This window comes from Gelria sp. Kuro-4, assembly GCF_019668485.1.
Taxonomy (GTDB): Bacteria; Bacillota; DTU030; order DUMP01; family DUMP01; genus DUMP01.
The window spans coordinates 2,316,711-2,335,267 of record NZ_AP024619.1 but is presented as its reverse complement, the minus strand read 5'-3'; the positions used below and the strand labels follow the sequence as shown (position 1 = coordinate 2,335,267).

Below are 18,557 nucleotides of genomic sequence, written 5' to 3'. Positions count from 1 at the left end.
CCGGTTTTAGCCGGGCGGGCAGACGAGGAGGAAAGGAATTGGCAAAGGCAAGTCCTGTTCCACTGGTTCTAGCCATCGCTGCGGTAATGGAGATTCAGGATCAGGAGGTTCACTCTCACTGCCTGCGCGTCGCCGGGTACGCGGTAGCGACCGGCAGGCGCCTCCGGCTGAGTGTAAAGGAACTGGAGTACATAGAACAGGCGGCGCTGCTGCACGATGTCGGCAAAGTGGGAATTCCGCCGCGCATACTCAAAAAACCCGGACGCTTGACCGAAAAAGAATATGAACAGGTAAAAGAGCACCCGCTGCTGGGTGAGAGCGTGGTGAAGAGGGTGACGGCGCTGGCGCACCTGGCGCCCTTGGTGCGCAGTCATCATGAGTGGTACAACGGGCGGGGTTACCCGGACGGCGTGGCCGGAGAGGCGATTCCCCTGGGGGCGCGCATCATCAGCGTGGCCGATGCCTTCGACGCCATGACCACCGACCGTCCCTACCGGCGTGCCTATACAGCAGAGGCCTCGGCGCGGGAGCTTACGGCCTGTGCAGGCACGCAGTTCGACCCCCGGGTGGTCGAGGCCTTCCTGGCGGCCCTGGCGGGGCCGAACGACAACCCCGTCGCCGGCCTCACGCGCTCGGCCCTCAAAGCCCTCCTGGAGCACGACAGCGTCCACCTCAGCCTTCGGGGTCAGGTATCAACTTCTCACTGTTTCTTGCATTTTTGCACGTGGTGAACCCCGGGCCGGCAGGCCGGGAGGACGGCAGAATGCTTTCACGCCAGGGCTTTCCCGGGATAGACCGGGCGGGAAAGCAGGAGGAAGGGGTCTCTCTGGCCAATACTAGAGGGTGAGGAGGGAGCCCCGTGGAAAAGGAAGAATTAGTGCAGCTCAGTCTACTTGGGGAGCCCGAGCCGCCGGCCCCGCCGTCGCCGCCGCGCCCGCCCTGGGAGACAGCCGGCACATTGGAAGAACTCGAGCGCCTGGTGGGCGCCTGCCGGCGCTGCCGCCTGCGCGCCGGCTGCCGGCGGGTCGTCTTTGGCGAGGGTAACCCGCAGGCCGCGCTGATGCTGGTGGGGGAAGGGCCCGGCCAGGCGGAGGATGAGCAGGGCCGGCCCTTTGTCGGCGCCGCAGGTCAGTTGCTGAATAACATCCTTGCGGCGGCTGGAATTGAGCGCTCTGAAGTTTTTATCGGCAATGTGGTGAAATGCCGGCCGCCGGGGAACCGCCTGCCGCTGCCCGATGAGGTGAAGGCCTGCCGGCCGTACCTGGAGGCGCAGCTCAGGCTTATTCGACCGCGCATTGTGGTGTGCTTGGGGGCGCTGGCGGCGCAGACCCTTATCGACCCGGCGGTGCGCATCACGCGGGAGCGAGGCAGATGGGTGGAAAAGGACGGACTGCTTATTATGCCTACCTTCCACCCGGCCGCGCTGTTGCGCGACCCCAGTAAGAAACGGCCGGTGTGGCAGGACTTCCAAGCGGTGCTGGAGCGGTACCGGGGAAAAGAGGTGACGCCGGATAAGACCCCTGGGCTCTAAGAGGCGAGACGGCACAGTCCAGCAAAGGGGGGGCGTGGAGTGGCGGAGGCGATGCGTGACGGTAGCGTGGGCGTTTTTCAAGGGCGGATAAAGGTAACGGACCCGGCGGGCGGTGGGCGCCCGGCCGTACTGGTGCCCGGCCCGGGCACCAGGGTGGTGGTCAATGGGACAGAGATCACTGCACCGACGGAAGTGCGAACGAGTGACAGCATCCAGGTGGAGACCTTGACGGAAGCAGGGTCTGTGGCGGTAAAGGTGGAGATTGCGCCCGACGGGCTTACCGCCACCGCGCACTGCGAGCTGGTGCCTGGACGCCGCTATGCACTCCTTGATTGTGCGGCGCGCCAGCAGCTTAAGCTGGCGACGCGGGCCGAGGAGGTTCTCCCTGCCCTTACGGTGGAGGATGTACAGCAGGCACTGACTGCCAAGGGCGTGTTCGTTGGCGTAGACCAGGAGGCGGTTGCCGCCCTGGTGGCCGACCCGGGCGGGGTGCCTCGGGTGGTGGCGCGCGGTACGCCGCCGGAACCGGGGCAGGATGCCTGGATCGAGCTTAAGTTTCATGAGAAAAAGGGGCCGCCGGTGCCGGATGCCGATGTGCAAAAGGTGGACTGGCGGGAGCTCAGCTACATTCCCACGGTGGAAGCAGGAGAAGAGCTGGCGGTAAAACACCCGCTGGTGCTCGGGCGGCCGGGGCAGTCGGTGACCGGCCAGGAACTGGAGCCGCCCGTGCCGAAGGATATCGAACTTACGGCCGGCGAGGGCTGCGAGGTGATCGACGGCCTGAGGGCTGTTGCCACGCGCAGCGGGCGCCCGGCGGCTACGCGCGGCCGGATTGATGTCCTCCCCATCCTGGTACAAGAGGACGGGGTCAATCTGAAAAGCGGCAACATTAAGTTCAGCGGCGACGTAGTGGTGAAGGGCAACGTGGAGGACACCATGTCCGTGCAGGCCGGCGGCAACATTGAGGTCTTCGGCAATGCCACCCACGTAAGCCTGAGCGCCGGCGGGCAGATCCGCGTGCGGCAAAACCTCATCGGCGGCGTCGCCCGGGCCGGCGGCGTGGGCGTGGTGCACCTGCGGCAGGAAGAAAACTGGGAGGCGCTGGCCAAGGGTCTGGAGGAGTGCGCCACGGCGCTCACCCAGATCGCCCGGCACCCGGAGTTCGGACCGGCTGCGGCGCAGCAGGGATGGGGGCGCGTATTACAGCGTCTCCTCGACACCAAGTATCGCTTCCTGCCCGAGCGCGTGCGCGACCTGTCGGCTGCCTACCGTGAGGTCGGGGGGATTCTCGCCGGCGACGTGGAAAAGGCCCTGGAGCAGCTGCGCTCGCGCCTCTGCGGCCGGGGCGCGCTGGCCGTGACGGGCGTCGGCGAGGTTTGGGGTCTGGTCCGCCTTACCCGGGGGCTGGTGGCCGGCTTTGCCGAGCAGCGCGGGGAAGGCCTTTCCTTTGAGGCCCGCTATGTACAGGGAGCGCGGGTGGAAGCCAGCGGCGACATCATCATAAGCGGCCAGGGCTGCTACCAGGCCTATCTTTTTGCCGGCCGCAGCGTGCGCGTGCGCGGCAAGCCGGGGGTGGTGCGCGGCGGGGTGGTACAGGCGCGCGAGCGCATCAGTGCAAATGAGGCCGGCTCGGCGGCAGGCAGCCCTACGCTGCTCAAGGTGGAAGCGCGCGGCGTCATTGAGGTGGGGACCGTGCATCCCAATGTTACCCTGCAGGTGGGAACCGCCCGCCACAAGTTCGATGTGAGCGACGGCGGGATCAGCGCCCACCTGGACAAAGAAGGTAAGCTCGTTTTGCACTGATGTAACCGGGGAATAAATAGGAACACTGAGCCGAATGGCGTCGGGGCGTGAAGCCCTTTTTTTCTTGAAGTGTGCAGGAAATTTGTTCCAGATGGCGAATTAAGACTTATACCCGTACGAAGGGGGGTTGGTTGTGATCAAAGGGAACACGGATAGTACAGAGTGCCAGCTCTCTACGGACAGGGAAGAGAGAACAGAGAACCTTCTCGGTTGGGAGGAACTGGCCGCCGGTGTCGCCCACGAGCTGAAGAACCCGCTTGCGGCGATGCGCGGCTTTTTACAACTTTTAGCGGGGCGCGTAGCAGATGATGAAACAAACAAAAACTATGTTGAGGTGGTGTTACATGAACTGGCGCGCCTGGAGCACCTGGTGGAGGATTTTCTCTGCCTGGGGCGCAGTACGTCGGTGCGCCTGGAGCGCCGGGACCTGGCCGAGGTGATACGGGAAGTGGTCGCCATGGCGAGTGCCCAGGCCGAGCGCCAGCGGGTAAGTATCGCCTTCACCGCCAAGGAGTGCCCCTTGGTCTTTGCCGACCGTTACCTCATCAAACAGGTTCTTTGGAATCTCATCAGCAACGCCCTGGCGGCCATGCCGCAGGGCGGGAGACTCTCTTTATGCCTGGCCCCGGCACAGGACGGCTGGGTTAAGGTTACCTGCCGCGATACGGGCGAAGGCATACCGCCGGCGGTGGTGACCCATATCTTTGAACCCTATTTTACGACCAAGGAAGATGGAACAGGACTGGGCCTGACCATCAGCCAGCGCATTGTGGCGCTGCACGGGGGTAAACTGGAGGTTGACACAAGGCCGGGGCAAGGTACCGTATTCAGGGTGTGGCTGCCGGTGGAGCGGCTAAGTTAAGACGGCCCAGTCACCCCACACTTTAGGCCTGGATATGAGCCCGTACTTATGGTATAATAACTGGAAGATGTACGCTACCTGAGGAGGAGTACGGAAATGGAGGCCAATTCCTACCATTTTTATGAGCTGGAAAGGGTGGTGAAGGGGACCTTACGCCAGGGGCTCAAGGAGATCTACGATCTTAATCTGGCGGAAGACGAGATTGCCTTGGAGACTCCACCCCAGCCCGAGTTTGGGGATCTCTCCACTCCGCTGCCCCTGCGTTTGGCCAAGGCGCTCCGCCGGCCTCCTCTTGAGATCGCCGGGCAGCTGCGCGACTATCTGGCGTCCCAGGAGCTACCGCACCTCAAGGAGTTTACCGTTACCGCTCCCGGTTATGTCAACCTGTGGCTCGACATGCCGAACCTGACCCGCTCCGTTTTCGATGAAATTACGGTGGACAAGGAAAAGTACGGTGAGGTTAAGGCGGGGAAAGGGAAGAAGGTCGTCATCGAGCATACCAATATCAATCCGAACAAAGCGGCCCACATCGGCCACCTGCGCAACGCCTGCCTGGGTGACACCATCGCCCGCCTGAAACGCCGGGCAGGGTACGAGGTTGAGGTACAAAACTACATCGACGACACCGGCGTAGCCGTGGCCGACATCGTGGTGGGCCTGGAACAGTTCAAGCGCGAGCCGGCGGAAAACGAGCGCTTCGACTACTTCTGTTGGGACCTTTACACCGAGGTCAACCAGAAATACGAAGAAGATCCCAGCCTCAAGGAGAGGCAGCGCGAGGTGCTGCGCCTGATCGAAGAGGGCAACAATCCTACGGCGGAGCTGGCACAGGACGTGGCCCGGCGCATTGTCGAGTGCCACCTGTCCACCATGTGGCGGCTCGGAATCTATTACAACCTGCTCACCTGGGAGAGCAACATCATCCATCTGGGGTTCTGGCGCCACGCCTTTGAGCTTCTCAAGGAAAAAGGGCACCTGGTGCATGAGGAAGAAGGCGAAAACGCCGGCTGCTGGGTGGTAAAGCTGGGCGATGTGCCGGAGTTTCAGAACCTGGAGAACCCGGACAAGGTGCTGGTGCGCTCCAACGGCACCGCCACCTACACCGCCAAGGACATTGCCTACCAGCTGTGGAAGTTTGGGGTTTTGGGAAAGGACTTCTTTTACGACCGCTACTGCCTGCAGCCCAACGGCACCGTGCTCTGGACCTCGAGCAGCGAAGGTACCAAGATGGAGCGCTTTGGACGCGCCCAGCAGGTGATCAACGTCATCGACCTGAGGCAGAAGTACCTGCAGGACGTGCTGCGCTTCTCCCTCATTAAACTGGGATTCGAGGAGCAGGGGAAAAACTCCATCCACTTCGGCTACGAGGTGGTGGCGCTTTCCCCGGCCACGGCGCGGGAACTGGGCGTCACGGTCGAAGAAGACGAAAAGGGCATGTATGCCATGTCAGGCCGCAAAGGCATCGGCGTCAAGGCGGACGACCTGGTGGAACGGGTGATCGAGCAGGCCACGGCGGAGGTGGCCAAGCGCCACCCGGAGATGTCGCCGGAGGAGCACCGGAAGCTGGGACAGGACATTGCCGTGGGCGCCGTGCGCTACTACATGGTGCGCTTCAACATCGCCAACGTGCTGGTGTTTGATTTCAACGAAGCCTTGAGCCTGCAGGGCAATACGGGACCCTACCTGCAGTATGCCTATGCGCGGGCGGCCAATATCCTGGGGCGGGTGGACCGGGGAGTCTTGGACGACATCGATTTACGGACGGTTTCCGTCCCCTCCGACCTGACGGCGGAAGAGAAGAACCTCATTCGCGCCATAGCCGAGCTGCCGGTGGCCACGGAACGGGCGGCCGAGAACCTGCAGCCGGCGGCCTTTGCGGACTACACCTACAACCTGGCTACCACGTTTATGAACTTCTATGAAACCTCACCCGTGCTTACAGCGGCGCCGGCGCGCATGCGCTTCCGGGTGGCGCTGGTAATGAGCTTCAAGCAGGCCATGGCCAACGCCCTGGCTACCCTGGGCATTCCAGCCCTGCCGCGGATGTAACCGCTGCGCAGCCTCACCGGGTAGGGCGGCTGTGCCCTGCCCGACGCGCTCCGGCGCGGACTCGGGAGTGATACGAGAAGGTGGAGAGAGGAAACCGCAGCCTTACCCTTTATCGCTGGTTTATTATTCTGCTCGGCGCCGCGTTCCTGGCGCTCATCGGCAGCGGCCAGGGCCGAGGGTCCCTGGCGCTCTTTTTGTTTTTTTGCGCCCTGGCGGTGGGGACGGAGCTCACCCGGGTACCGAGCGGCTCGGTTTCGTTCAGCCTGGGTTCCGGTGTGGTGCTGGCCGCGCTCCTTTGCCAAGGGGTGCCGGCCGCTCTAGGGGTGGCGGCGGCCGGGCAGCTTTTGGCTGATGTGGCGGAACGCCGGCTGTCGCTCGACAGCGCCTTCAATTCTGCCCAGGCAGTGCTGGCCGCCCTGGCCGCTGCCGTGCCCTATCACTTTTTGGGCGGGACGCCGGGTGGGAGTTCTCTGGCGTTTCTCTTGCCCCAGGCGGCCTTTGTTGTGAGTTATTTCCTGGCCAACAACGTCCTGGTAGGGGTGGCCCTCGTCCTGGAGCGGGGCACGGCGGCGCTGGCGGAAAACCGGCTCCTGGTGGGTTGGGATTTTCTCGGTACGCTGCTTTCGCTGCCTACCGGAGTGTTCCTGGCGCAGGTATACCAGCTCCTGGGCTTGACGCCCCTGGTAGTGGCGGCCATCCCGCTCCTTACTTTAAGTTACATCTGGCAGCTCTATGCGCGGGTGCGGGCGGCCAACGAAGAGATTGTCGCTCTGTACACCGCCACCAGCAGTGTGGGCACCAGCATCGATCTCAGTACCACCTTAAACGAGATTCTGACCCAGGCCCGGCGCCTGGTGCGCTACGACGGGGGGCTGGTGTACCTGGTGGATGAAGAAACCCTCATCCCGGCAGCCAGCGAAGGAGCGGTAACCGACCTCCAGCGTCACTGCGCGGTGCCCCTGGGGCAGGGGCTGGTGGGGCGGGTGGGCGTAACGCACCACGCGGAGCTGGCGTCCGCCGGCGCGGCAGAGAAAGGTGGGGCGGGCAGCGGCTGCCGGCTGGCCCTGCCGCTCCTCGCCGGCGAGCGGCTGGTGGGCGTGCTGGCGCTGGAGCGTGAGAAACCACCGTTCAGCCCGCACGAGGTGCAGTTCCTGGCCATCCTGGGCGGGCAGGCGGCGAGTGCCTTGGAGAACGCGCGCCTTTACAGCGAGGTGGCGGCGCTGGCCCGCCTGGATCCCCTAACCGGGGTGTACAACCGGCGGGCCCTGGTGGAGGCGCTCACCGGCGAGCTGGCGCGGTGCCGCCGTTACGGCACCAAGCTCTGCGTGCTCATGGTGGACTTGGACAACTTTAAGGCGGTCAACGACGCGTGTGGGCACCCGGCGGGAGACGCCGTGCTCAAGCGCATCGCCGCCTGCATCGCCTCCAGCGTGCGCAGCATCGATGTGGTGGGCAGGTACGGGGGCGATGAGCTGGCCATTGTCCTGCCGGAGGCCGGGCCGCTCGAGGCGTACCAGGTGGCGGAACGGGTGCGGCGGGCAGTGCGGGAAGCCACCCAGGAGGAGCCTTGCCAGGTTACCACCAGCATCGGCATCGCCGCCTACCCGCAGCAGGGAGAAGAGGCGGGGGAGCTCCTGGCGGCGGCAGACCGGGCCATGTACTACGCCAAACGCCAGGGCGGGGACCGCGCGCTCACCTGCGCCCAGCTGCCCCCGGCAGCTGCGGCCGGGCCGCGGGACGGAGGCAGCGCATGAAAAAGGGCGAAGGTTCAGCCCCGGGCCGGACCGGCCTGGCGCCTCTTGGCCGGGCGCTCCTCGATCTCCTTTTCCCGCCGCCTACCACCTGCGCCGGCTGCGGTGCCGCGCTGGCCCGGGGGGAAACCCTGCTTTGCCACCGCTGCCGCGCGGAAATAGCGCTGGTATCTGAGCCGTGCTGTGCACGCTGTGGCCGGCCGCTTACCCACAGCGGGCTCTGCGCGCGCTGCCGGCAGGAGGAACGCGCCTTCGCGCGTGCCTGGGGGGCGGCCCTGTACCGCGGCCCGCTGCGGGCCTGCCTGCACCGCTTTAAGTACGGGCGTGAGACGCGCCTGGCTCCCTTTCTCGGGGCACTGGTGCTGGCGCGGCTGGAAGCGGCGCGCGGGGTGCCGGACGCGCCGCTGGTGGTACCGGTGCCGCTCGATGCCGCGCGGCTCAGGGAGCGGGGCTTCAACCAGGCGGAGCTGTTGGCGCGCCGGGTGGCCCGGGCGAAGGGCTGGCCCCTGGCGCCGGGGCTGCTCCGCAGGACGAGGGCGACGCGCCCGCAGTCCGACCTTACGGCCGCGGAACGCGAGGCGAACGTAGCCGGCGCCTTTGCCGCCACCGCAGGGGCGTATGGTAAAGAAATCCTGTTGGTGGACGATATATATACTACGGGGGCAACAGTGGAAGCGGCAAGCCGGGCCCTTCGCGCTGCCGGTGCCCGGGCGGTTTATGTAGCCACGGTGGCGGTGGCCTCTAGCCACCCGCGGCCGCATAAGAAATAGCTTGGGGGGAAGAGCGTCGTGGAAGTACGCAACTGCCCGCGCTGCGGGAAAATGTTTGCCTATTCGGGGTTCAAGCTTTGCCCGGCCTGCCGGCGGGAAGAGGAGAACCTGTTCGCCCAGGTGGAAAGCTATCTGCGTACGCACCCGGGGGCCAACCTGGAAGCGGTGGCGGAAGGTACGGGGATCGATAAGGAGATCATCCTCGATTTCATCCGCAATGGACGGCTGGTCACCCTGAAGGCCGAAGGGCTGCTGCGCTGCGAGATCTGCGGGCGGCCCATCGACCAGGGGCGCATCTGCCGGCAGTGTGCGGGGCAGCTGAAAAAGGGTCTGGTCCAAGAAAGAAAGCCGGCTGCGCCGGCCCCGGCGGAAGAAGGGCGCGACCACCGGCTGCACATTGCCGACCTGGTAATGGGAAAGACCGGTGAAGGGTACAAGCGCCGGCCGGAAAAAAAGTAAGGGCGCGATGCATCGCGCCCTAGACTTTTGTTCAGCAGCTTTCCCAGCGGCCGGGGAAGCGCGGCGGCTTCAGGGTGACAGGACCGTACCGTCTTGGCTGCCGGCCGTGTAGGCAGGCGCGCTTCACCCGCGTGCAGTGTCTACGGCTTGCACGTTATTCTCTGTGCGTGAAAAGGGCATGGCGTGGGATTAAGTTTTGCCGCCGGCCGCCGATAAAGATATTAAGTGAAGGGCGGGACTACGCCGAAGGAGGCCAGAGGCATGACCATTACTTCCCCCGGGCTCAACGGGGTTCTCTCGGCCTACGCGGGCCAGAAAGTTGCAGCAGCGGAGTCGAAGCGCGCTGCTCGGACCAAATCCGCCGGCGGCGATCAGGTAATCCTGTCGCAGCAGGCGCGGGACTTGAGCCGTGCCCGAAAGCTGGTGGCGCAAAGTTCGGCCGTTCGTGCCGATAAAGTTAAGCGCTTGGCCGCCGAGATTGCGGCCGGGACGTACCAGGTGGATCCGGAGGCGGTGGCGGAGAAGATGCTGGCGGCTCCCCGTCTCCTCGACCGGGAGGCTTAGGCATGAGCGCTGCGGCCTTGACCGAGTTAACCCGGCTGCTGGAGGAACAGGTGCAGCTGTACCGCACTTTAAATGAACTGGCGGGGCGCAAAGAGGAGGCCCTACGCCTCGCCGACGTAGAAGCGGTGGAGCAAATCAACAAGCTGGAGCAGGCCTTGGTGGTTAAGGGCGGGAGACTCGAAAAGCAGCGCTATGAGGCCCAGGCGGACCTGGCGGTGGCCTGGGGCGTGCCCGTGGCAGAACTTACGCTGCGGGCCATTGCCGAGCGGGCGGACTGGGCGACGGTGGCCCGCTGCCGGGCGGCGGGCGCAGAGCTGGGAAAGCTGCTCGCTGAACTTGAGGAGCGCAACGCGCGCTGTGCCAGCATCATCGCCGGCGCATTGGAGCTCGTGAAGCGCACCTTGGGCGGTGTGGCGGCCGGGAAAAACCTGGTAGACCGCCGGGTGTAAGGGGCGTAAGGAGGTTTTGCGGTGAGCACATTCTTCGGGATTGAGATCGGGCGCCGCGCGCTCATGGCGCAGCAGCGGGCGCTGGAAACAACGAGCCACAACGTCGCCAACGCCAACACCAAGGGCTACTCGCGACAAGAGGCGGTGCTGGCTACCACCACACCTTACTCCTACCCGGGCATGGGGGCCGGGCAGCTGGGGACCGGCGTGGAGGTGCAGCGCATGCGCCGGCTGCGCGAAAGCTTCCTTGACGCGCAGTTCCGCAACGAATCCAAGGCCCTGGGCCGCTGGGAAGTACGGCGCGACACGCTGGAGAAGCTGGAGGCCATCCTCAATGAGCCGGGCGACGATGGGCTGAGCAAGCTCATGGACCGCTTCTTCGCCGCCTGGCAGGAGCTGGCCAAGAACCCGGAGGGCGAGGCCGCCCGTTCTGTGGTACGCCAGGAAGGGATCGCGCTCGCCGAGGCCTTCAATCACCTGGCCGGCCAACTGAACGACTTATCTGCTGATCTGAGTACATCGGTCGGGGTACGGGTAAACGAGGTCAACTCGTTGGCCCGCCAGATCCGGGATCTAAACGCCCAGATCGTCAAGGCCGAGTCCGGCAACATGGCCGCCAACGACCTGCGCGACCGGCGCGACCTACTGCTCGACGAGCTGGCCAAGGTGGTGCCGATTCAGGTGGAAGAGGACCGCTACGGCGCCGTGAGCATCGTGGTGCGCGACCACACCCTCTTAAGCGGCCAGCAGGTTAGCGAGCTGGCCTTTAATCCGAGCACTGGCAAAGTCACCTGGCCCGACGGCGCTGAACTTACCGTAGGCGAACATCCCTACGGCAGCCTGGAAGGGCTGCTCGAAGCGCGGGACAGCGTAGTGGAGGACTATAAAGCACAGCTCGATGAGCTGGCGGGCTACATCGCCCAGGCCGTGAATGCCCAGCACGAGGCTGGTGCCGGCCTCGATGGTTCCACTGGAGTGAGCTTCTTCACCGGCTCCGCTGCAGGCAGCCTCAAGGTCAGCGACGAGATCATGGGGGACTTAAGGAAAATCGCCGCGGCGCAGAATCCGGCCGGCAATTCACCGCCGGGCACAGTTCCTCCTCCTCCGGGCGACGGCTCCAACGCCCTGCTCATCGCCCAGCTCAAAAACGGTGCGTGGGTGGACACCGACGGTGATGGTACACCCGAGACGAATGTGATCTTCTCCGACAAATACAACTCCTGGGTGGCCGACCTGGGCGTCAAAGGCCAAGAGGCCAGCCGCATGGTGGACAACCAGGAGCTCCTCACCTCGCAGCTCGACAGCCGCCGGCAGGCGGTCTCCGGCGTGTCGCTGGACGAAGAGATGACCAACATGGTCCGCTTCCAGCAGGCCTACAACGCCGCGGCGCGCGTGATCACCGCCGTGGACGAGATGCTGGATACCTTGATCAGCCGCACCGGCATCGCAGGGAGGTAGCCTGAATGCGTATCACCAACGGCATGCTTAGTGCCACCTTCATGCAGGATCTCAATCGAAACCTGCGGGGGCTGGCCAAGTACCAGCACCAGCTGGCCAGCGGCAAGCGCGTGAGCCGCCCCTCCGATGACCCGGTGGCCATCGTCAAGAGCCTGCGCCTGCGCTCCGACCTGGGCGACATCGAGCAGTTCGTGAAGAACGCCGACCACGCCCTCTCCTGGCTCAGCACCACCGACATCGCACTCGGCCAGGCGGGGGATATCCTGCAGCGGGTGAACGAGCTGGCCGTGCAGGCGGCCAACGGCACCAACCCGCAGCAGGCCCTCGATGCCATAAGGGAAGAGGTGGGGCAGCTTCTTGAGCAGTTGGTGCAGGTGGCGAACACCTCACAGGCCGGACAATACATTTTCGCCGGCACTGCCACCAAAGCTAAGCCTTTCAGCCTTGACCCAAGTACTTACACAGTTAGTTACGCAGGCAATGAGGCCAAAAGGGAAACTGAAGTAGGCACCAACATTACGATCCCTTACAATGTGACGGGCATGGAAGCCTTTTATTACGATAAGGACGCCGGCAAAACCATCTTTACAGTCGTTCAGAACTTGTATGTGCACCTAAAATCAGGAGACACCGCTGCAATTTCAGATCAGGACCTGGCTGACCTTAATCAAGCCATCGACCACCTCCTGGCCGTGCGCGCCGAGGTGGGCGCCCGGGTCAACCGCTTGGAGCTGACCAAGTCCCGCCTGGACGACGCCAACATCAACTTCACCGACCTCCTTTCCAAGGCCGAGGACATGGACGTGGCCCAGGTCATCATGGAACTCAAGAACCAGGAGAACGTCTACCGCGCCGCCCTGGCCACCGGCGCCCGCATCATCCAGCCCACCCTCGTCGATTTCCTCCGCTGACCCCGGGGTCAGGTATCAACTTTTCAAACTTTCCAGTAACTGGTACATGCGGGGAGGGAAGGCCGTGCAACGGGTGACTTTGGAGATTCACACGCAGCCGGCCCTTATCGGCTTGGAGACGAAAACGGCCCGGGCTCCCATCCGCACCGGGCTCAGGCCTTTGCGGCTGGAAATTGCGCACCCCAGGCTGGCACTCGACATACGCCGGCCGCGCGTGTTTCTCGACGCCAGTGCGGCCTGGTCATACGCCGGCCTAGCATCGTACGCAGAGCTCGGGTTTCTCGTGCGGGACCAGAGCTACCAGGACGTGCTCGCCGCCATCGGCGAGGCGGCGGAGGAAGGCGACCGCCTGGCGGCTTTTTGGCTGCCGGGGAACACCATCCCGGACGTGGCGGCGGAAAAGCCTTCTCCCCGGCCGCCCTTCAATTACGGCGCGCCGCCGGTCGACCCGGTGCAGAGCGAGGTGATTCCCGGGAACGTGCGGGGAGAGTTCTCGCCCGGGCATGCGGCCGCCTACCTTGGACCGCAGCCGCCGGGTACCCCCTACGAGCCCGGCGCGCTAAGGGTTTACCTGCGCCAGTATCCGGCGATTGAGATCCGCGCCCATCTTGTGGACGAATCGGTTTAGCCGGGCGGCCCCTCAACGCACTTAATGCGGCTTCGGCGGCAACTCGTGCCGCCGAAGCGGAAGGGCGGGCAGAAAGTGTGCAGTAGCCGCTGGTGGTGCCGCTTCACTCTGTTTGGAAAGGGGAGCCCAGGATGCGCTGCCCGACAACGCGCTTTGGTGAGCTGGAGGTTGTCCCGGACGCCGTTATAACTTTTCCCCAGGGCGTGCCGGGCTTTATGCATCTGAGGGAGTTCTTTTTTGTGCCGGTGCCCGAAAACCCGGCCTTCTTCTGGCTCCAGGCTCTGGCCGCCGCCGAGGTGGCTTTTCTGGTGACGGATCCGTTTCTCTTCTTCCCGGATTATGTTGTAGATCTGCCGGCGGCGGCGAAAGAACTCCTCGGCGCCGAGCAGCCGGAGGATGTCAGCGTGCATGTAATCCTACGCGTCCCGGCCGGTGGCAGCGCCGCGGACATAACGGCCAATCTTCTTGCCCCCGTAGTGGTGAACCGGCGCCTGCGCCGGGCTGCACAGGTGGTGCTGGACGGGTCCGGGTATCCTCTGCGCGCGCCACTATTTGCTCCTTCCAGGAAAGCTGCCGCCGGGGGAGGGCGGTAGGGTGCTGATTCTCAGCCGCAAGCCCGGGCAAAGCATCATGATCGGCGACGACATCGAGGTGACCGTACTCGAGTGGCAGGACGGGCAGGTTTCCTTGGGTATTACCGCCCCGCGGCAGGTCCCTGTCCACCGGCGGGAGGTCTACGAAGCCATTGCCCGGGAGAACCAGGCCGCGGCTGCCCCCACGAAACTGGACCTGGCGAAACTCCCCAGGCGAAGTTAGAAGTTCAGAAGCGTGAGTGACAAGAGGAGCAGGCGACTTGGGCTGGACACACTTGGGGGCCGACTTTGGGCAGGCTGAGCAGCATTTAGGGCCTCAACTGTAAAAAACGGGGCAACCGCGGTTGCCCCTCAAAGCGGCCGGTGGGCCGCTCTTACTCTTCGTTCGCGAGTTTCTTAAGGTACTCCTCGACGGCCTTTTCCTCCGCGCGGAGCGCCTCCAGGTAGTCCTTCACCCGTGCCAGGCGCTCATCCTTGGTCAGGAAGTGCCGGTGGAAGTGCGGGCCCAAGCCATGCCGGCAGCCGCAGCCGCCGCCAAACCCGAACCCGAAGCCGGGGCCGAAACCATGGCGACCGAACATCATGCTTCACCTCCTTTCGCGCCGAAGTATCCTTGATAACGGGCAAGGAACCTTTCCAGGTTCTTTTTTTGTTGTGTCAGGGCGTTCGCCCAGGCATGGAGCAGGTCTTCACCTTCCGGGGTCACCCGGTACTCCTTGCGCGCCGGCCCGGGCCCGCCTGTTTCCCAGGTGGACGCGATGTAGCCCTCTTCTTCCAGGCGCTTGAGATTGCGGTAGATGCCCCCCGGGTCGGCCTCCGCCAGGCCGAAGTCGCCCAGCCGATCCAACAGCTCGTAGCCGTGGGCCGGCTTTTCCAGTAGCAGGAGAAGCAGGCAGGGCTGGATGAACCCCTCCCGCCGGCCGCCGGCACCCGGCCCGTGGCAACCGCACGCACCGTGCCGGTGCGGCCACTGCTGAGGCTCGTACATATCTGATCCCTCTTTCTATATGATTAAGTCATCTAGCTGACACTATTATATAGCGGCCGCCACCAACTGTCAAGGGCCTGATTGCTATTCTGCCGTCGGTAAGATCTTCTCGTTGGTCGAGTTCTGCTGGGTGCGCTGCAATTCGCCTGGGACCGGCTGGCGGCCCCTCGGCATTGGGCGGGGGATGCTTGGTTGTGGAGCCGTCTCGAGAACAGAAGCGAGGCAAGGAAGCACGATAAAAGAACCCCGGCCGCGCACCGGGGCTCCTGAGCTATTTTAGGGAGCGGGCGACCTTGAGAGCCTCACGGGAGCTGATGTTGCCCTCCAGGCGGAACTCGATGTTGTCTGCAAACCAGAGGAGGGTGACCTCGTCGCGCTGGGTGAACGGGTTGCGCTGCACGACCAGGGTGCCCTCGGCGCCGCTGATGTTCACCTTTTCCACCCGGGCGTTGCGGAAGAAAGAACTGGCGGCGAAGTCACGCGGGGTATGGTGCTGGCGGAGGATAAGCTTCCCGTCCTGGCCCCGAAAGTACTGATTGACCTGGGCCGGCAGAAGGGTCACGATGTCGCGCGCCAGGCCGCGCGGCAGGTACGCGGGTTCCTTAAAGGCAAAGCCGGCCTCTTTGTGGGCTTCCGCCGGGGTGACCACCCGTTCCCCGGTGGCCAGCGGCCAGTCCGGTGGCGGCGGGGGCGCGCCGGGCGGGGGCGGGGTTACGTTGGACATGGAGATGTGCACGTCCTGGGGCTGGGTTTCCCCTTGGAGAACGTTCACGACCAGCGAGAAGAAGCGGCGGCCGAAAGCGCCGGCCGCGGAGGAATAACCTAGGGCCGCTGCGGTGAGGACTACGGCTGCGAGCACGGCGGCCGCCAGGGGTGAGAAGCGGCGCAGCCGCTCGGGCCACACGTGACGCGCCGGTTTTCGGCCCAGTGAAGCAGCGAGGCGTGCCCAGGCCTCCTCCGCCGGGGGCACAGCCACCTGGGCGGCCTCATCGTGGAGGCTCTCTTGGAGAAGCTTTTCGAGTTCTTTCCACTTATTCAGCGAGGTCATTCACCCACACCCCCTCGCTCAAGCGAGGTAGGATCCAGCGCGGTGCTGCGACGACCCTGCACATAAGGTCCTAACCTTTTGGCTAAAGTAAGGAGGGCGCGGTGCGCACGCGACTTGACCGTCCCCACCGAGACCTGGAGAACCTGGGCGATTTCCGGGTCCTTGAGGCCGTGGTAGAACTTCAGCACTACCACGAGCTGCTGCTTGGCCGGCAGAGCGGCGACGGCCTGCCGCACCACTGCCTTGAGTTCTGCACGCTCCAGTTCTTGCTCCGGCAGGGGGAAGGCGGCGGGATAAAGCCCGGCCTCCCCGGATTCGCCTTCCAGTTCGTCCGAGAACACGAACCGCTTTTCGCGCCGCAGCAGGTCGATGGCCGTGCGCACAACGATGGACTTGAGCCAGGCGCCGAACTTTTTCGGTTCGGCCAGCGTATCGAAGTGGTTAAAAGCCTTGAGAAAGGCCTCCTGCGTAACATCCTCGGCCTGATGCTGGTTACGGGTGATCATGTAGGCACTGCGGTATGCATCTTCATAAAAGAGCTCGAAGAGCACCCGCAGGGCGGGGGCGTCGTTTTCGAGGGACGCGCTTCGTGCCATGTGGTTCCCTCACCTTTAAGACGCAGAACAGAGGGCGGCCGTTCCGCTTTTTTGGGGAGTGCTGGTTTTTCGCGTTTCTATTTACTTCGTTTTCCGGTTGCCGAATACCTGCCGGGCCTAAGACTGGGCGAGTGGGAATGGCAGCCGCTTGAGCCGCTTTTTAAACCTTTGTTTGTAGCTAGGCCGCCGCGCAAAAAAAAGGAACAGATTCTATACCTGCTCCGAGCAAATAATGAGGGGAAGGAACAGTTTGTTGTTCCTTGAACAGCCCTACCCGCCGCGTTACGTGGCTGCCCTTCACCGGGTGCAAAAGACCCACCTCTACGTCAACCGCGGCCTCGGTACTTCAGTACTGCCTGTGCGCTTTCTGGCGCGGCCCGAGGTTAACCTCATCAAGCTAATGCGCGGCTGGAGGTATCTGGTAAAAAAGCCCGGGTGACCGGCACCTGTTGTCCCGCGTCGAGGGCCCCTTGCTGGAAATAAATGAGGGCCCGTGGTGGGCCCGACAGCTGTTCTTTCGCAGAGTTGACAAAAACGATGAGAAGTTTATACCTGACCCCGTGCCCGTGCCTGCACGAAGGCGCTCACCAGCGAACCTGCATACGGGGCGAGTTGCTCTGTGGTCTCTTCACTCAGGTGACCTACCGGGAGGTCGGCCTCACTAAAGACGTGGGTTACCTCCAGTTTCACGTCCGTAAATCCCGCTTCTTCCAGCAGCCGGCGGTACTCCGCCTCGGTAAGGGCACCGGCGACGCAGCCGGCCCAGAGCTCCACCTGCTCGCGCAGCCAGTGGGGTACCTCGCGGCGCCACACCATATCCGAGATGGCCAAGCGTCCACCCGGCTTCAGCACGCGATAAGCCTCCTTAAGGACGACGGCCTTATCTGCCGCCAGGTTGATCACGCAATTGGACATGATCACATCGATGTGGTTGTCCGGAAGGGGTATGTTTTCCATTTCACCCTTCATGAACTCCACGTTGCTGATCCCGCTTGCGCGCTGGTTGCGGCGGGCGAGTTCCAGCATCTCGTCGGTCATGTCCAGGCCGTATACCTTGCCTTCCGGTCCCACCCGCTGGGCGGCGAGCAAGACGTCCAGACCTGCCCCGCTCCCTAAATCGAGGACCACTTCACCCGGGCGCAAACCGGCCAAGGCGGTAGGGTTGCCGCAGCCCAGGGAGGACTGGGCAAGCCCCGCGGGCAGGCCGGCCGTTTCTGCGGCCGTATAAGCGGAGCAACTGAAATCCGGGGAAGAACAACAGCTGCAGGTCGAACCGGACAGGGCCTGTCGGGCCAGATGGGCGTACTTGGTGCGGACGGCATTCTTCACGGAATCATTCACAGCAGCACCCTCCTTTGGCTTTGCGTAGGGCGGCGATGAGCAAATAGAGACTCTCCAGCACGGCGAACCGCTTGTCCGCCGGGATCTGCTCGAGCACCGTGCGTGCGTAGGTATTCATACCCTGGTTTATGAACCGCACCAGTTCTTTGCCAGCTGCGGTGGGGAAGAGCAGGTTGCGACGGCGGTCGGCCGGGTCCACCTCCCTCACGAGCAAGTTCTGCCGGACCAGCCCGTCAGCCACGCGGCTTACCGTGCTCAGATCCAGCCCTAGTGTGGTTGCGACATCGCTCGGCGCTGTCCCCCCGCCTTCACCCTGAGCCACCACAAGCAGCAGGTGACACTGGGCGAGGGTCAGGCCGCAGCAGCCGACTTCGCTTTTTTCCACGAGCTGCGTGACCCGGCTCAGTTCGGCCAGCAATTGGCGCAGTTCCCTGGCTAAGGGTTCTAAAGGTTTTGAGTGCATTGTTGTTCACCCGGTGTTATTGTATCATACAAGTATTGTATAATGCAACTAACGCCACGAATGAAGAGACCATTGTCTCTTTCGGCGACGATGTTATCTTGCAGGGCCGAGCCTTCTCAGCTCTTGGTAGGCAGTTGTTTTTCGCAGAGCTGAGAGAAACGATGAGAAGTTGATACCTGACCCCGAAGGCTTGACATGAGAAGTGCGTGTGTTTATACTGTATATAGTTGATATATACAGTACGCAGGCCCGCTGCAACGAGCCCGAGCCCGGGTCGGAGGAGGTGGCAGGTG

General features: G+C 63.7%; 22 protein-coding genes. 16 read left to right on the top strand and 6 right to left on the bottom strand.

Going from position 1 to position 18,557, the window contains the following annotated elements; translation table 11 throughout:
* Positions 1–38 precede the first annotated feature (38 nt).
* From K5554_RS11700 to csrA, 15 genes are all read left to right on the top strand, one after another.
* The gene (locus K5554_RS11700; RefSeq protein ID WP_221038640.1) at positions 39–731 is read left to right on the top strand and encodes an HD-GYP domain-containing protein; all 693 of its coding nucleotides are present in this window, start codon (positions 39–41) and stop codon (positions 729–731) included.
* Positions 732–859: 128 nt separating this feature from the next.
* Positions 860–1,531, top strand: coding sequence for a uracil-DNA glycosylase family protein (locus K5554_RS11695; protein ID WP_255565394.1), 672 nt, complete (start codon positions 860–862; stop codon positions 1,529–1,531).
* Positions 1,532–1,570: 39 nt separating this feature from the next.
* Positions 1,571–3,334 (top strand): DUF342 domain-containing protein, encoded by a 1,764-nt coding sequence (locus K5554_RS11690; RefSeq protein WP_221038639.1) that lies wholly within the window; start codon positions 1,571–1,573, stop codon positions 3,332–3,334.
* Positions 3,335–3,467: 133 nt separating this feature from the next.
* On the top strand, positions 3,468–4,196 hold the full coding sequence (locus K5554_RS11685) for a nitrogen regulation protein NR(II) (RefSeq protein WP_221038638.1): 729 nt from the start codon (positions 3,468–3,470) through the stop codon (positions 4,194–4,196).
* Positions 4,197–4,292: 96 nt separating this feature from the next.
* Positions 4,293–6,245, top strand: coding sequence for an arginine--tRNA ligase (locus K5554_RS11680; protein ID WP_221038637.1), 1,953 nt, complete (start codon positions 4,293–4,295; stop codon positions 6,243–6,245).
* A gap of 80 nt (positions 6,246–6,325) precedes the next feature.
* Positions 6,326–7,999 carry a diguanylate cyclase gene (locus tag K5554_RS11675; RefSeq protein WP_221038636.1) on the top strand — a complete coding sequence of 558 codons (1,674 nt, stop codon included), beginning with the start codon at positions 6,326–6,328 and terminating at the stop codon, positions 7,997–7,999.
* Positions 7,996–8,766, top strand: coding sequence for a ComF family protein (locus tag K5554_RS14585; protein WP_221038635.1), 771 nt, complete (start codon positions 7,996–7,998; stop codon positions 8,764–8,766). The genes K5554_RS11675 and K5554_RS14585 overlap by 4 nt, the downstream gene beginning before the upstream one ends.
* Positions 8,767–8,784: 18 nt before the next feature.
* The gene (locus K5554_RS11665; protein WP_221038634.1) at positions 8,785–9,225 is read left to right on the top strand and encodes a MerR family transcriptional regulator; all 441 of its coding nucleotides are present in this window, start codon (positions 8,785–8,787) and stop codon (positions 9,223–9,225) included.
* Positions 9,226–9,486: 261 nt separating this feature from the next.
* Positions 9,487–9,789 (top strand): flagellar biosynthesis anti-sigma factor FlgM, encoded by a 303-nt coding sequence (gene flgM / locus K5554_RS11660; protein WP_221038633.1) that lies wholly within the window; start codon positions 9,487–9,489, stop codon positions 9,787–9,789.
* Between the two features lie 2 nt (positions 9,790–9,791).
* The gene (locus K5554_RS11655; protein ID WP_221038632.1) at positions 9,792–10,238 is read left to right on the top strand and encodes a flagellar protein FlgN; all 447 of its coding nucleotides are present in this window, start codon (positions 9,792–9,794) and stop codon (positions 10,236–10,238) included.
* A 21-nt stretch (positions 10,239–10,259) separates the two neighbouring features.
* The gene (gene flgK / locus K5554_RS11650; RefSeq protein WP_255565393.1) at positions 10,260–11,696 is read left to right on the top strand and encodes a flagellar hook-associated protein FlgK; all 1,437 of its coding nucleotides are present in this window, start codon (positions 10,260–10,262) and stop codon (positions 11,694–11,696) included.
* A gap of 5 nt (positions 11,697–11,701) precedes the next feature.
* Positions 11,702–12,607: a flagellar hook-associated protein FlgL gene (flgL, locus tag K5554_RS11645; RefSeq protein ID WP_221038631.1), complete on the top strand. Its 906-nt coding sequence runs from the start codon at positions 11,702–11,704 to the stop codon at positions 12,605–12,607.
* Between the two features lie 64 nt (positions 12,608–12,671).
* Positions 12,672–13,235 carry a DUF6470 family protein gene (locus K5554_RS11640; RefSeq protein WP_221038630.1) on the top strand — a complete coding sequence of 188 codons (564 nt, stop codon included), beginning with the start codon at positions 12,672–12,674 and terminating at the stop codon, positions 13,233–13,235.
* A gap of 131 nt (positions 13,236–13,366) precedes the next feature.
* Positions 13,367–13,828 (top strand): flagellar assembly protein FliW, encoded by a 462-nt coding sequence (gene fliW, locus K5554_RS11635; RefSeq protein ID WP_221038629.1) that lies wholly within the window; start codon positions 13,367–13,369, stop codon positions 13,826–13,828.
* Position 13,829: 1 nt separating this feature from the next.
* A complete protein-coding gene (gene csrA, locus K5554_RS11630; protein ID WP_221038628.1) occupies positions 13,830–14,051 on the top strand; it encodes a carbon storage regulator CsrA in 222 nt (73 codons plus the stop codon).
* 151 nt (positions 14,052–14,202) lie between these two features.
* Here csrA and K5554_RS11625 read toward each other — a convergent pair whose 3' ends face one another.
* The 4 genes from K5554_RS11625 to K5554_RS11610 all read right to left on the bottom strand — a co-directional run bounded on the left by K5554_RS11625 (position 14,203) and on the right by K5554_RS11610 (position 16,460).
* Positions 14,203–14,412 (bottom strand): hypothetical protein, encoded by a 210-nt coding sequence (locus K5554_RS11625; RefSeq protein WP_221038627.1) that lies wholly within the window; start codon positions 14,410–14,412, stop codon positions 14,203–14,205.
* Positions 14,409–14,816: a helix-turn-helix transcriptional regulator gene (locus K5554_RS11620; RefSeq protein WP_221038626.1), complete on the bottom strand. Its 408-nt coding sequence runs from the start codon at positions 14,814–14,816 to the stop codon at positions 14,409–14,411. The genes K5554_RS11625 and K5554_RS11620 overlap by 4 nt, the downstream gene beginning before the upstream one ends.
* 271 nt (positions 14,817–15,087) lie before the next feature.
* Positions 15,088–15,864, bottom strand: a complete 777-nt coding sequence (locus K5554_RS11615; protein ID WP_221038625.1) for a DUF4367 domain-containing protein — start codon at positions 15,862–15,864, stop codon at positions 15,088–15,090.
* Positions 15,861–16,460 carry an RNA polymerase sigma factor gene (locus tag K5554_RS11610; protein WP_221038624.1) on the bottom strand — a complete coding sequence of 200 codons (600 nt, stop codon included), beginning with the start codon at positions 16,458–16,460 and terminating at the stop codon, positions 15,861–15,863. Before K5554_RS11610 ends, K5554_RS11615 begins: the two co-directional genes overlap by 4 nt.
* Positions 16,461–16,710: 250 nt before the next feature.
* On the opposite strand from K5554_RS11610, the gene K5554_RS11605 reads away from it, so the two are divergent.
* Entirely contained in the window at positions 16,711–16,899 is a 189-nt protein-coding gene (locus tag K5554_RS11605) for a hypothetical protein (RefSeq protein ID WP_221038623.1), read from the top strand.
* 107 nt (positions 16,900–17,006) lie between these two features.
* Here K5554_RS11605 and arsM read toward each other — a convergent pair whose 3' ends face one another.
* Entirely contained in the window at positions 17,007–17,801 is a 795-nt protein-coding gene (gene arsM, locus K5554_RS11600) for an arsenite methyltransferase (protein WP_221038622.1), read from the bottom strand.
* Positions 17,794–18,264 carry a MarR family winged helix-turn-helix transcriptional regulator gene (locus tag K5554_RS11595; RefSeq protein WP_221038621.1) on the bottom strand — a complete coding sequence of 157 codons (471 nt, stop codon included), beginning with the start codon at positions 18,262–18,264 and terminating at the stop codon, positions 17,794–17,796. The genes arsM and K5554_RS11595 overlap by 8 nt, the downstream gene beginning before the upstream one ends.
* Positions 18,265–18,557: the final 293 nt, after the last annotated feature.

What these genes read in the sequence shown, in the direction of transcription:
- K5554_RS14585 (WP_221038635.1), top strand. Translation starts at nt 7,996, where the DNA reads ATGAAAAAGGGCGAAGGTTCAGCCCCGGGCCGGACCGGCCTGGCGCCT.
- fliW (WP_221038629.1), top strand. Translation starts at nt 13,367, where the DNA reads ATGCGCTGCCCGACAACGCGCTTTGGTGAGCTGGAGGTTGTCCCGGAC.
- K5554_RS11615 (WP_221038625.1), bottom strand. Translation starts at nt 15,864, where the DNA reads ATGACCTCGCTGAATAAGTGGAAAGAACTCGAAAAGCTTCTCCAAGAG.
- flgL (WP_221038631.1), top strand. Translation starts at nt 11,702, where the DNA reads ATGCGTATCACCAACGGCATGCTTAGTGCCACCTTCATGCAGGATCTC.
- K5554_RS11595 (WP_221038621.1), bottom strand. Translation starts at nt 18,264, where the DNA reads ATGCACTCAAAACCTTTAGAACCCTTAGCCAGGGAACTGCGCCAATTG.
- K5554_RS11610 (WP_221038624.1), bottom strand. Translation starts at nt 16,460, where the DNA reads ATGGCACGAAGCGCGTCCCTCGAAAACGACGCCCCCGCCCTGCGGGTG.
- flgM (WP_221038633.1), top strand. Translation starts at nt 9,487, where the DNA reads ATGACCATTACTTCCCCCGGGCTCAACGGGGTTCTCTCGGCCTACGCG.
- K5554_RS11655 (WP_221038632.1), top strand. Translation starts at nt 9,792, where the DNA reads ATGAGCGCTGCGGCCTTGACCGAGTTAACCCGGCTGCTGGAGGAACAG.
- K5554_RS11680 (WP_221038637.1), top strand. Translation starts at nt 4,293, where the DNA reads ATGGAGGCCAATTCCTACCATTTTTATGAGCTGGAAAGGGTGGTGAAG.
- K5554_RS11620 (WP_221038626.1), bottom strand. Translation starts at nt 14,816, where the DNA reads ATGTACGAGCCTCAGCAGTGGCCGCACCGGCACGGTGCGTGCGGTTGC.
- K5554_RS11625 (WP_221038627.1), bottom strand. Translation starts at nt 14,412, where the DNA reads ATGATGTTCGGTCGCCATGGTTTCGGCCCCGGCTTCGGGTTCGGGTTT.